The sequence below is a fragment of the bacterium genome (assembly GCA_035945995.1).
Taxonomy (GTDB): domain Bacteria; phylum Sysuimicrobiota; class Sysuimicrobiia; order Sysuimicrobiales; family Segetimicrobiaceae; genus DASSJF01.
The window spans coordinates 1-12,507 of the sequence record DASYZR010000067.1; the positions used below are offsets into that span (position 1 = coordinate 1).

The 12,507-nt window shown below is 71.0% G+C and carries 10 protein-coding genes and 3 tRNA genes; all 13 read left to right on the top strand.

The window, feature by feature from the left end:
* The first annotated feature begins 98 nt into the window (after positions 1-98).
* Positions 99-3,092 carry an excinuclease ABC subunit UvrA gene (gene uvrA, locus VGZ23_06955; protein ID HEV2357335.1) on the top strand — a complete coding sequence of 998 codons (2,994 nt, stop codon included), beginning with the start codon at positions 99-101 and terminating at the stop codon, positions 3,090-3,092.
* 36 nt (positions 3,093-3,128) lie between these two features.
* Positions 3,129-4,241 carry a C-terminal binding protein gene (locus VGZ23_06960; protein ID HEV2357336.1) on the top strand — a complete coding sequence of 371 codons (1,113 nt, stop codon included), beginning with the start codon at positions 3,129-3,131 and terminating at the stop codon, positions 4,239-4,241.
* Positions 4,238-5,023 (top strand): aldolase/citrate lyase family protein, encoded by a 786-nt coding sequence (locus VGZ23_06965; GenBank protein ID HEV2357337.1) that lies wholly within the window; start codon positions 4,238-4,240, stop codon positions 5,021-5,023. Before VGZ23_06960 ends, VGZ23_06965 begins: the two co-directional genes overlap by 4 nt.
* Before the next feature lie 87 nt (positions 5,024-5,110).
* Positions 5,111-6,991, top strand: a complete 1,881-nt coding sequence (gene uvrC, locus VGZ23_06970) for an excinuclease ABC subunit UvrC (GenBank protein ID HEV2357338.1) — start codon at positions 5,111-5,113, stop codon at positions 6,989-6,991.
* The gene (gene folP / locus VGZ23_06975) at positions 6,988-7,872 is read left to right on the top strand and encodes a dihydropteroate synthase (protein HEV2357339.1); all 885 of its coding nucleotides are present in this window, start codon (positions 6,988-6,990) and stop codon (positions 7,870-7,872) included. Before uvrC ends, folP begins: the two co-directional genes overlap by 4 nt.
* Positions 7,869-8,534 (top strand): GTP cyclohydrolase I FolE, encoded by a 666-nt coding sequence (gene folE / locus VGZ23_06980; protein HEV2357340.1) that lies wholly within the window; start codon positions 7,869-7,871, stop codon positions 8,532-8,534. Before folP ends, folE begins: the two co-directional genes overlap by 4 nt.
* Entirely contained in the window at positions 8,527-9,000 is a 474-nt protein-coding gene (locus VGZ23_06985; GenBank protein HEV2357341.1) for a methyltransferase, read from the top strand. The genes folE and VGZ23_06985 overlap by 8 nt, the downstream gene beginning before the upstream one ends.
* A gap of 38 nt (positions 9,001-9,038) precedes the next feature.
* Positions 9,039-9,113: transfer RNA gene (locus VGZ23_06990), tRNA-Gly, on the top strand.
* A gap of 7 nt (positions 9,114-9,120) precedes the next feature.
* Positions 9,121-9,195 (top strand) — tRNA-Cys (locus VGZ23_06995).
* A gap of 97 nt (positions 9,196-9,292) precedes the next feature.
* A tRNA-Leu gene (locus VGZ23_07000) sits at positions 9,293-9,380 on the top strand.
* Between the two features lie 246 nt (positions 9,381-9,626).
* Positions 9,627-10,337 (top strand): response regulator transcription factor, encoded by a 711-nt coding sequence (locus tag VGZ23_07005; protein HEV2357342.1) that lies wholly within the window; start codon positions 9,627-9,629, stop codon positions 10,335-10,337.
* Entirely contained in the window at positions 10,327-11,418 is a 1,092-nt protein-coding gene (locus tag VGZ23_07010) for an ATP-binding protein (protein HEV2357343.1), read from the top strand. The genes VGZ23_07005 and VGZ23_07010 overlap by 11 nt, the downstream gene beginning before the upstream one ends.
* A gap of 119 nt (positions 11,419-11,537) precedes the next feature.
* Positions 11,538-12,507, top strand: a 970-nt coding sequence (locus tag VGZ23_07015; protein HEV2357344.1) for an extracellular solute-binding protein, incomplete at its 3' end; no start/stop codon positions are given.

Below are 12,507 nucleotides of genomic sequence, written 5' to 3' on the forward strand. Positions count from 1 at the left end.
CGGGGCGAGAAGTCGCGCCCGGCGGCCGTCCGGCCGGCCGCGGGCATAACCCGGACGCCGCGGCCGTTGGCGCTCCGGTAGGCGAGTAGGACGGGAGCATGCCCCTGGATCGCATCATCGTGCGCGGCGCGCGCGAGCACAATCTGGCCGACATCGACGTGGAGATTCCGCGCGACCAACTGGTCGTGCTGACCGGGATTTCCGGATCGGGGAAGTCGTCCCTCGCGTTCGACACGATCTACGCGGAAGGCCAGCGCAAGTACGTGGAGTCCCTGTCGGCGTACGCGCGGCAGTTCCTCGGCCTCATGGAGAAGCCGGACGTCGATCACATCGAGGGCCTCAGTCCCGCGGTCTCGATCGACCAGAAGGGCGCGCCACGCAACCCGCGCTCCACCGTCGGCACCGTCACCGAAGTATACGACTACCTGCGGCTGCTGTACGCGCGCGTGGGCGTGCCGCACTGCCCGCGGTGCGGTCAGGCGATCAACCGGCAGACGCCGGAGCAGATCGTCGATCGGGTCCTCGCCATGCCGGAGGGCACGCGGCTTCTCGTCCTGGGGCCGATCGTCCGCGGGCGCAAGGGGGAGTACAGGCAGCTGTTCCAGGACCTGCGGCGCCAGGGGTTCGCGCGGGTCCGCGCGGACGGCGCGCTCTACGAGCTCGGCGAGGAGATTCCGCTCGACAAGCACCGCAAGCACACGATCGAGGTGGTCGTCGACCGGCTCGTGGTGCATCCGGAGATCCGGTCGCGGCTGGCCGACTCGGTGGAGACGGCGCTCAAGCTCGGACAGGGGATTGTCGGCATCTCCGCTGCTCGCCCCGCGCCGTCCCGCCTCCCCCTTCGTGGGACTGACGCCGCGCAGACGGGGTCAGACGGGGTCGTGGACGGCGAGGAACTGGTTCTCAGCCGCAACTTTGCGTGCCCGGAGTGCGGCCTGAGCCTGCCGGAGATCGAGCCGCGGATCTTCTCGTTCAACGCGCCGTACGGCGCGTGTCCGGTGTGCACGGGGCTCGGGTTCAAGCAGGAGATCGATCCGGACCTCGTGCTCGACCAGAACCTGTCGCTTTTCGACGGGGCCGTCGTGCCCTGGGCCGTCTCCACGAGTGAGTACTATCAGGAGGTGCTGCGGTCGCTCGCCGACCACTTCGGCGTCGACATGCGCACCCCCGTGCGGCGGCTGCCGCGGGAGTTCGTCCGGGCGCTGCTGCGGGGCACCGGCGAGGAAGTCCGGCTCCGGTACCACAACCGCTGGGGGGAGCTCCGGAACTACGTCGCCGCCTTCGAGGGTTTGATCCCGCAGCTCGAGCGGCGGTACAAGGAGAGCGACTCCGAGTACGTCAAGGAAGAGATCGAGCAGTATATGAGCACGGCCCCGTGCCCGGCCTGCCGCGGCACGCGGCTGAAGAAGGAGGTGCTCTCGATCACGGTGGGCGGCCGCTCGATCGCCGAGGCCAGCGCGCTCACCGTCCGGGGCGCGCTCACGTTCTTCTCGGAGCTGCATTTGGGCGACCGCGAACGGCTGATCGCGCAACAGGTGCTCAAGGAGATCACGGCCCGCCTCAGGTTCCTCGTCGACGTGGGGCTGGATTACCTGACAGTCGACCGCACCGCCAACACGCTGTCCGGCGGCGAGGCGCAGCGGATCCGGCTGGCCACCCAGATCGGCTCGGGGCTGATGGGCGTGCTGTACGTGCTCGACGAACCGAGCGTCGGCCTGCATCAGCGGGACAACCGCCGGCTGATCAACACGCTGCTGCGCCTGCGCGATCTCGGCAACACGATCCTGGTCGTGGAGCACGACGAGGAGACGATTCGCGCCGCGGACTGGATCGTCGACATCGGACCGGGCGCGGGCGCCCACGGCGGCCGGGTGGTCGCCTCCGGGCCGCTCGCGACGATCCTCCGGACCCCGGCGTCGGTGACGGGTCAGTACCTCACGGGCGCCCGGCGGATTCCGATTCCGCCGCGCCGGCGGGCGGGGACCCCTGGGCGGGAACTTGTGATCCGCGGCGCGCGGGAGCACAACCTGCGCGGCATCGACGTGCGGATCCCGCTCGGCCGGTTCGTCTGTGTCACCGGCGTCTCCGGCTCGGGCAAGTCGACGCTCATCGACGACATTCTGTACCGCGCGCTCGCCCACCGGCTCCACGGGACCCGGACCCGGGCGGGCGCCCACGACCGGATCGACGGGCTGGACCTGATCGACAAGGTCATCAACATCGACCAGTCGCCGATCGGGCGCACGCCGCGGAGCAACCCCGCGACGTACACCAAGACGTTCGACCTGATCAGGGAGTTGTTCGCCACCACGCCCGACGCACGCGTGCGGGGATACAAGCAGGGCCGGTTCTCGTTCAACGTGCGGGGCGGCCGGTGCGACGCCTGCGAGGGCGACGGGATCGTGCGGATCGAGATGCACTTCCTGCCGGACGTGTACGTGCCGTGCGACGTCTGCAAGGGGAAGCGCTACAATCGCGAGACGCTCGAGGTGAAGTACAAGGGGCGATCGATCGCCGACGTGCTCGACATGACGGTCGACGAGGCGATCGGGTTCTTCGACGCGATCCCGCGGATCCGGCGGAAGCTCCGGACGCTGGCGGACGTCGGGCTCGGGTACGTCAAACTCGGCCAGCCCGCGACCACGCTGTCGGGCGGCGAGGCCCAGCGGGTGAAGCTCAGCACCGAGCTGTCCCGGCGCGACACCGGCCGGACGGTCTACCTCCTCGACGAGCCGACGGTCGGGCTCCATTTCGCGGACGTCCAACGGCTGCTGGAGGTCCTCCATCGGCTGGTCGACGCGGGCAATACGGTGCTCGTCATCGAACACAACCTGGATGTCATCAAGACGGCCGACTGGATAATCGATCTCGGCCCGGAGGGCGGCGAGCTCGGCGGCACCGTGGTCGCCGAGGGCACTCCGGAGGATGTTGTCCAGAGCCCGGCGTCCTATACCGGACAGTTTCTGCGCCCGGTGCTCCGGGCGAACGGCGCCCCGCGGAGCGGGCGCGCCGCGGTCCTGGCGGGGCGTCCGATGGCCGGCGGGGAAGGCAACGGAGACGGCCGCCGCGTGCGCCGCAAACGGCGCGGGTAGGCCGAGGAGCCGGCGCGAGCGCAGGGGGAGGGTGGCATGACGGAATCGGACGGAGCGAAGGCGGAAGCGGACGCAGGGCGGACACCGGCCGGCCGCGCGGCGCCGCAGGTGGTGCTGTGGACCGAAGGGGAGCGTGGTCCGCGGTTTCCCCTGGACGTGGACGGCATCGGCGCGGCGGGCGGGGTGACGCGATTCGTCGCCGCCCCGACCGACTCCGAGCGTCTCGGGGCCGTGGCCGACGCCCGGATCCTCGTCGCCGCCCACGTGAAAATCACCGAGGATCTCTACGGGGCGGCGCCGCGTCTGGCCGGGGTGATCCGGACCGGGATCGGCCTCGACACCGTCGATATTCCGGCGGCCACGCGCCACGGCGTCTGCATCGCGCACGTGCCGGATTTCTGCTACGACGAGGTCGCCGACTCGGCGTGGACGCTCATTCTCGCCGTGACGCGCAAACTGCTCGAAGCCGACCGGCGGGTCCGCCGCGGGGAATGGGTGCCGAACGCGCTGCTGCCGGTGCACTCGTTGCGGGGCCGCGCGCTTGGGCTCGTCGCGTTCGGCCACATCGCCCGCAAGGTGGCGGAGCGCGGCCGCGCGTTCGGCGTGCACGTGATTGCGGCGGACCCGTACCTCGACGGCGCCGCGATGGCCCGCGACGGCGTGGAAAAGGTCTCGTTCGACGAGCTCCTCGCCCGGGCGGACATCGTCTCGCTGCACACGCCGCTCACCCCGGAGACGCGCGGTCTCGTCAACGCGGCGGCGTTCGCGCGGATGAAACCGGGCGCGATTTTGATCAACACGTCCCGCGGCCCCGTGGTCGACGAGCCGGCCCTCGTGGACGCGCTCCGCTCGGGGCACCTGGGCGGCGCCGGCCTCGACGTGCTGTCGCCCGAACCGCCCGCGCCGGACAACCCGCTGTTCGCCATGGACAACGTCGTGCTGACGCCGCACTCCTCCTCGACGACGGTCGAGGCGCTGGACGATCTGGCCCGCAAGGTGAACCTCCAGATCGTCCAGATGCTGCGCGGCGAGTGGCCGACGTACCTGGCGAACCCCGCCGTCCGGTCGCAGCCCAACGCCCGCCTCACCGCCCGCGGGGTGACCCCGTCTACGCGGCATGCGTCCCACGGAGGGGGCGAGGCGTCATGACGCCGAACCGCGCGAAGGCGCGCCTCCGCGAGGGGGCAGTCGCGATCGGCACGATGGTGTCCGAGTTGCGGACCGAGGAGGTGGCGCACCTCCTCGCCGCGGCCGGGTTCGACTTCTTTGTCATCGACACCGAGCACGCCTCCGCGAACTGGGAGACCGTGCAGACGCTGAGCCGCGCCGCGCGAAGCACCGGGATCGCGCCCCTCGTCCGCGTGACGGACAATGTCTACGCTCTGACGGCCCGGGCCTTGGACGCGGGGGCGCTCGGCGTCATGGTCCCGCACGTCGAGACGGCGGCGGACGCCCGGGAGATCGTCCGATGCGTGAAGTACCCGCCGGACGGAGAACGCGGCTTCGGGCTGCGCCCCGCCCTGACGGAGTACGGCCAGGTGTCGCACGCCCAGGCGATGGCCTGGTCCAACGCGGAGACGCTCGTCCTCGCGCAGATCGAAAGCGGGCGCGCCCTGGACAACCTCGACGATATCGCCGCGGTGCCCGGCATCGACGTCCTGCTGATCGGGCCCAACGACCTCAGCGTGTCGCTGGGCGTGCCCGGCGACCTGATGCATCAGAAGATGCAGGACGCCTACCGGCACGTCGCCGAGGTCGCCGCGCGCCACGGCATCGCCGGCGGCGTCCATCCGGGCGACCTCAAGGTGGTCGAGCGCGGGCACGCCGCGGGGATGCGCTGTCTAATGTTTTCATCGGACATCCGGATGCTGCTCGGCGCCGCGCGCCAGGCGGCCCAGGCGCTGCGAGCGCTGTCGCCCGGCCCGATCTGACGGGCCGGCCCGCGGCCGATCCACGCACCGGCACGGCGCGGCCGCACGTCCGGCCGCCTCGACCGCCCGGCGTATAATGATCTCGGCATGACAGACCAGCCTTTGATCGGGGCGGACTCGCCGCCGCTCGCGGACCGGGCGGCGGCGCTGCCGGCGCAGCCCGGCGTCTACCTCATGAAGGACGGCGCCGGCCGGGTGCTCTACGTCGGCAAGGCGTCGTCGCTGCGCGCGCGGGTGCGGCAGTACTTCCAGCCGGGCCACACCGACAGCCCGCGCATTCTGCACCTCGTCTCCAAGATCCGGGACATCGAGACGGTAGTCACCGCCAACGAGGTCGAGGCGCTGATCCTCGAGGCGGCCCTCATCAAGCGGCACCGGCCGTGGTACAACGTCCGCCTGGCCGACGACAAGTCGTACCCGTATCTTAAGCTGACCCACGAGCCGTTTCCCAAGATCGTCATGACCCGCAAGGTCCTGCGGGACGGGGCGAAGTACTTCGGTCCGTACCCATACCACGAGCCCAAGCTCGTCGGGCGGACGATCCGGCTGATCCGGCGGCTGTTCAAGCTGCGGACCTGCAACCTGGAGATCACGCACGATCTCCCGCGTCCGTGTCTCGACTACTACATCGGCCAGTGCAGCGCGCCGTGCGTGGCGTGGGGCGCGAACGAGGAGCAGTACGCGGAGCAGGTGCGGCAGGCGGCGGAGTTTCTCGGCGGCCGGCACGACGCGTTGCGGAAGGACCTCGAGGGGCAGATGGCCGCGGCCGCGGACGCGCTCGACTTCGAGCGCGCCGCGGCCCTGCGCGACCAGCTCCGCGGCCTCGAAGCGCTCCAGGAACGCCAGCGCGTCGTCTCCGAGGGCGGCGAAGACCGGGACATTCTCGCGGTGGCCCAGGACGGCGACGCCGGCTGCGTCCAGATCTTCGTCGTACGCAGCGGCCGTGTCACCGGGCAGGAGCACGTGATGGTGCAGGGCACCCGCGGCGTGCCGCCCGCGGAGACCCTGCGGGCGTTTCTCACCCAGTTCTACGAGGCCGCGACCGCCGTCCCGCCGGAGATTCTCGTGCCCGAGGCCATCCCGGATCGCGAGATCATCGAGCGCTGGCTCGGCGAACGGCGCGGCGGACGCGTCAAACTCGTCCAGCCGCAGCGCGGAGACCGCGCGCGGCTCGTGGCGCTGGCCCGCGACAACGCGGCGCTCCATCTCGCGCAGGACGCGGCGCGGCGGGGCGGCGGCGCCGGTCCGGGCGTGCACGAGTTGCAGGCGCTCCTCCGGCTCGAGGCGCCGCCGATGCGCATCGAGTGCTACGATATCAGCAACTTCCAGGGCGGCGAGACGGTGGCCTCGATGGTGGTGGCCGAGGGCGGCCGCGTCACGCCGCGCGACTACCGCCGCTTCAAGATGAAGACCGCGGAGGGTCCGGACGACGTCGCCATGATGCGCGAGGTGCTGGCGCGGCGGTTCGCGCGGGCGCGGGAGGAACAGGACCGGCTCGACGGGGATGAGCCGATCCGGCCGAAGTGGGCCGTGCTGCCCGACATCGTGCTGCTGGACGGCGGCCGCGGCCAGCTGAGCGCGGCCCACGACGTGCTGTTCGAGTACAACCACATGATTCCGGCGATCGCGCTTGCGAAGGGACAGGACCTGATCTACCTGGAGGGGCTCTCCGAGCCGGTCGCGCTGCCGGCGGACTCCCCGGCGCTGCAGTTGCTGCAGCGGCTGCGGGACGAGGCGCACCGGTTCGCCAACGCCTATCATCAGCAGCTGCGGGGACGGCGCATCGTGTTCTCCGTGCTTGACGAGATCCCGGGCATCGGCGAGCACCGGAAGCGCGCCCTGATCCGGCATTTCGGATCCGTCCGCAACATCCGGCAGGCGGACCTGGAAGAGATCGCGGCGGTCGAGGGCATCGGCGGAGTGCAGGCGGCGCGCATCCACCAGTATCTTCGCGAACACCCGGCGTGAGCGTCCCGTGTCCGCGGCGTGAATCGCCGCGTCCCCGCGTCCTCCGGGCGGCCGGGCTCGCGCTGGACGTGGCCGCCCGGCCGCTCCTCGTCGGCGTCCTCAACGCCACGCCCGACTCGTTTTACGACGGCGGCCGGTATTTCGAGCGCGACCGCGCGCTCGCGCGGGCCGACGAGCTCGTCGCGGACGGCGCGGATCTCGTGGAGGTGGGCGGGGAGACCGCGCGTCCGGGACCGCCGGTCGATGCCACCGAGGAATGGCGGCGGGTGGTGCCGCTCATCGCACGCCTGGCGGCGCGGCTGCCCGTCCCGATCGCGGTGGACACCTACAAGCCGGAGGTGGCCCGGGCCGCCGTCGAGGCCGGCGCCGTGCTGATCAACGACATCAGCGGGTTGGCCGATCCTCGCATGGCGGCGCTTGCCGCGGCCACCGGGGCGGCGCTCGTCGTCATGCACATTCAGGGCCGCCCGAAGGTGCGCCAGACCGCGCCGCGGTATGGGGCGGTGGTGGGCGACGTCTACGCGTTTCTCGAACGGGGGACGGCCCGGGCCCGGTCGCTCGGCGTGCCGGCCGACCGGCTCGTCGTCGATCCCGGATTCAGCTTCGGCAAGGCGCCGCGGCACGACGTGGAAGTGCTGCGCCACCTGGGAGCGTTCTCCCGGTTGGGCTATCCGATCTACCTGGCCACATCGCGCAAGAACTACATCCGCGACATCCTGGCGCTGCCGGTCGAAGACCTGCTGGAAGGGACGTGGGCCGCGGTCGCCTACGGTGTCGCACAGGGCGCCCAGCTCGTCCGGACGCACGACGTGCGGTCCGTGGCGCGCGTGATCCGGATGACGCTCGCGATCGCGAGTTCGGGAGAGGAGCAGGGCCGATGAAGCGAACGGTGCGCGCGACCGCGCGGCACAATGGACGGCTGCGGACGGCGGCCGAGCGGCCCGGCGCTCCCGCGCGCCTCGGCGACGGCGGCGCCCGGGAGGTCGACCGCGCTGCGATCGAAGGCGCGGTACGCACGATGCTGCGGGCGATCGGCGAGAACCCGGAACGCGAGGGACTCCGCGGGACACCGCGCCGGATTGCGGCCATGTACGCCGAGTTGTTCTCCGGGCTCCACGTGGATCCGCTCGGCGTCCTCACGGTCGGCTTCGACGAGGACCGGCACAAGGAGATGGTCATCGTCAAGGATATCCCGTTCGATTCGATGTGCGAGCATCATTTTCTGCCGATGCACGGCCGGGCGCACGTCGGCTACATTCCAAACGGGCGCATCGTCGGCATCAGCAAGATCGCGCGCCTGATCGAGATCCTGGCCCGGCGCCCGCAGGTGCAGGAGCGGCTCACCTCGCAGGTCGCGGACCTGCTGATGCAGGGGCTGCGGCCCCGCGGGGCGGCGGTCGTCATCGAGGCGACCCACCTGTGCATGACCATGCGGGGCGTGCGCAAGCCCGGCAGCCGCGTCGTGACGTCCGCGACCCGCGGAATCTTCCGCGAGAATCCGAGCACGCGCGCGGAGTTCATGTCGCTGATCGGGCATGGTTAGCGTCCCGCCGCCGGCCGCGCACCGCGCGGCCGTGCTTCCGCCGGTCTATGTCAGCGCGGCGGTGCTGGCGATGCTGGTGCTGCACGTGGCGATTCCCGGACGCCGCGTCATCGTGGCTCCCTGGCTGCTTCTGGGGGTCGTGCCGCTCCTGCTCGGCACCGCGCTCAACGTCCTGGCCGATCGGACCTTCAAGACCTCCGGTACGAGCGTGAAACCGTTTGAGCGCTCCACTCACCTGGTGACGGACGGGGTGTTTGCCCTGAGCCGGCATCCCATGTGGCTCGGCATGGTGCTCATCCTCGCCGGCGTGGCCGTCGTGCTGGGGACGCTCACGCCGTTCGCCGTCGTGCTCGCGTTTGCGATCCTGCTCGATGTGCGCTTCATCAGGGCCGAGGAGGGCATGCTCGCGGACACGTTCGGCGACCGGTGGCGGCGCTACCGGTCGCGCGTACGACGGTGGTTGTAGCCGGCTTGCCGCAGTCTGAGATAATCAGGCAGGTGGACGCGGGAGTAGCTCCGAGGTAGAGCGTCTCCTTGCCAAGGAGAAGGCCGTGGGTTCAAGTCCCATCTCCCGCTCCAGCGTGACGGCGACGTAGCCAAGTGGCAAGGCAGGGGTCTGCAAAACCCCCATTCGGCGGTTCGAATCCGCCCGTCGCCTCCAACCCTTCTTCACCGTAAGACTCCGGCCGGCTCAGGGCCGTCCGCCGCAGCGGCGCGCCGCGACAAGGGGCGCCGCCGCGGGCCGCGAACATGCCCCCGGGCGAGTGTCGGAATCGGCAGACGAGGGGGACTTAAAATCCCCTGGCCTGAACGGCCGTGTGGGTTCAACTCCCACCTCGCCCACCATGGTCCGATCGGCACATTGGACGGCGAGACTCCCCGTCCAGATCGTCACTTCGACTGCGGGTTCTCCTCCGAGACGGCCTCGGCACAGTCAAAGTGCGCGTGCGGATACTGTAGCGTGTCGGCGGTGATGTCGCCGACGCAGTAGTCCCGCGAGCGGCGGCTTTATCGTATCTTTACACAACCTTTGCACGATGGTGCCCGAGGGCGCCGGCGCTCGCGAGGTTTGCCGGTCGCGGAGAGGCGATGGTGACGGACCGGACAGACTCTACCGTGCTCGTGGTCGACGACGATCACAAGCTTATCGGGCTCGTCCGCATGTACCTGGAGCGCGAAGGGTTCAATGTGGTCGCCGCGTATGACGGCCGCCAGGCGCTCGAGCTCTTCGCGCGGCACCGTCCCGAGTTCGTGATCCTCGACGTCATGCTCCCCGGCATGGACGGCGTCGCGGTGTGCCGGGCGCTCCGCCGGCGTTCGGCCGTCCCGATCCTCATGCTGACCGCGCGGGTGGAGGAAAGCGACAAGCTGGCGGGACTGTCGACGGGGGCGGACGACTACGTCACCAAGCCGTTCAGCCCCCGGGAGCTCGTGGCCCGCGTCCGCGCGATCCTGCGCCGGGCGGGGACCCGCGAGCAGCCCACGCCGCGTCTCGTCCGGGGAGATCTCCTGATGGACGTCGAGCGGCACGAGGTCTCCGTCGCCGGGCGGGACGTGCGTCTCACCGTCGTCGAGTACAAGCTGCTGCAGGCCCTGATGGAGTTTCCCGGGCGGGTGTTCACGCGAGAGCAACTGCTGGCCCACGTGTACGCGTTCGACGAAGCCGTCGTCATCGACCGGACGATCGACGTGCACGTCGGCAAGCTGCGGGAGAAATTGGGGGACGATCCCGCGCGCCCGCGATTCATCGAGACGGTGCGGGGGGTCGGCTACAAGCTCCTGGAGCCGAAGCGTGCGGGATAGCCTGCTCTGGCGGCTCCTCGGGAGCCATCTGCTCGTCATCGCCATCGCCGTGGCGATCTCCGCGGCGCTCATCACCGATCGCGCCTCGCACTTCTTCATGGTCATCATGACGCGCTACCACATCGATCCGACGGTCGTCGAGCAGGATTTCCTGCACGCCGTCCACCGGGTGCTGATCGTCGGGAGCGTCGCCGCCGCCGCCGCGGCGATGGTGTTCGGCTGGATCCTGGTCCGGCGGATGGTCCGGCCGATCTCCGACATGATGCTCCTGGCCGAACGGATCGCCGCGGGCGACTACGCGCGGCGGGTCGAGACCCGCGGCCCGGACGAGCTCGTGCGGCTCGCCGACTCGCTCAACCGGATGGCGGCGTCCCTCGAGCGGATCGAGGCGCTCCGCCGGGACCTGGTCGCGAACGTGGCGCACGAGCTGCGCACGCCGCTCACCACGCTGCAGGGGTATCTCGAGGCCCTGCGCGACGGCGTCGCGCCGGTTAGCCGCGAGACCCTGACCTCGCTGCACGAAGAGGTGCTCCGGCTCGCGCGCCTGGTCGACACGCTGCAGCAGCTCAGCCAGTTCGACGCCCGGGTCTCCCGGGTGCACCGGATGGAGCTGGACGTCGCGGCCTTCGCGCGGCAGACGGCCGCCGTGTACCGGCAGGAGCTCGATGCCCGGACCCTGAGCCTGCGCGTGGCGGGCGATCCGGGATGTCCCCGGGTCGAGGCCGACCCCGACCTCCTCGGCCAGGCGCTCCGCAATTTGCTCGACAACGCGCTGCGCTACGCGGCGGCCGGGACCGAGATCACGGTCCGGACGGCCTGCGCCGACGGGCGCATACGGATCGCGGTGGAAAACGCGGGCGAGGAGATCGCGCCCGAGGATCTCCCGCACATCTTCGAGCGGTTTTACCGGGGCGAGAAGTCCCGGTCCCGGGACACCGGTGGGGCCGGGATCGGGCTGGCGTTGGTCCAGGAAATTGCCGGCGTCCACGGCGGGCAGGCGGGCGCCCTGAGTTCGCAGGGGCGAACCACCGTCTGGTTCACGCTGTCGTTGACCGCCCCGCTCCCCGCGGATGACGGTTGACGGCCGGAGGCGTGGCCGGCCGCCGCGTGGAAGCGCTCCCGAGCCATGGTGACCGCGGCCCGTCGAGCAGTGCGGCAGGACGCCGCCGCTCACCGCCGGGACGCCGGGGAGGGATGACCGTGGAGGCTGAGCGTGGAGCCCCGCGGACCGCGGCCCGCGGGGCGCGCGGACTCGGAATTCGAGCGGCCGCGGCCGTCCTGGCGGCGCTGCTGGCCGGCCTCGCCGGCGCCGCGCCCGCGTCGTCCGGCGCCGCGCCCGCGTCGTCCATCACCCTATACACGTCCGAGTCCGAAGACGACGTCAACCTTCTCGTCGGCGACTTCATGCACCGGACGCCCGGGGTGGCCGTCCGCATCTTCCGCGCCGGCACCGGGCCCGTCGAGGCGAAGATCGAAGCCGAGCGCGCCGCGGGGCGCATCCAGGCCGACGTGCTCTGGTTTGCCGACCTCGGCTATCTGCGCGGGCTCGCGCGCGTCAACCAGTTGCTGTCGTTCGCGCCGCCGGCGGCGACGGGTGTGCCGCGGGAGTTTCACTACGACGGGAACCAGATGCACGAGGTGCGGCTGATCTTCAACGTAATCGGGATCAACACGCTGGCGGTGCATTTCCGGCCGACGTCGTGGTGGGACTTGGCGCAGCCGCGATACAAGGGGCGCGTCGGGCTGCCCAACCCGTTCGTGTCCGGGGCGGCGTTTGCGAACGTGGGCACCTTCGTCGCCACGCGGAGCTTCGGCTGGCCGTACTATCGCGCCCTGCGCCGGAACGACGCGCAGATCATCCGCGCGAACGGCGACGTGCTGGCGAAGCTGGCGTCGGGGGAAGTCGCCGTCGCGTCGATCGTCGACTTCTTCGTCCGGCACGCGAAAGACGAGGGCTCGCCGGTCGACACCGTGTGGCCGTCCGAAGGCGCGGTGCTCGTGCCGACGCCGGTCGCGATCGTGCGCGGGACTGCCTCCGCCGACGCCGCCCGCGCGTTCGTGAACTACCTCTACACGGCGGACGCCCAGCGGCTCTTCGTCCGCCGCGCGTACGTGCCGGTGCTGCCCGGCGTGCCGCTGCCACCGGGGGCGCCGCCGGTGGCCTCCGTCA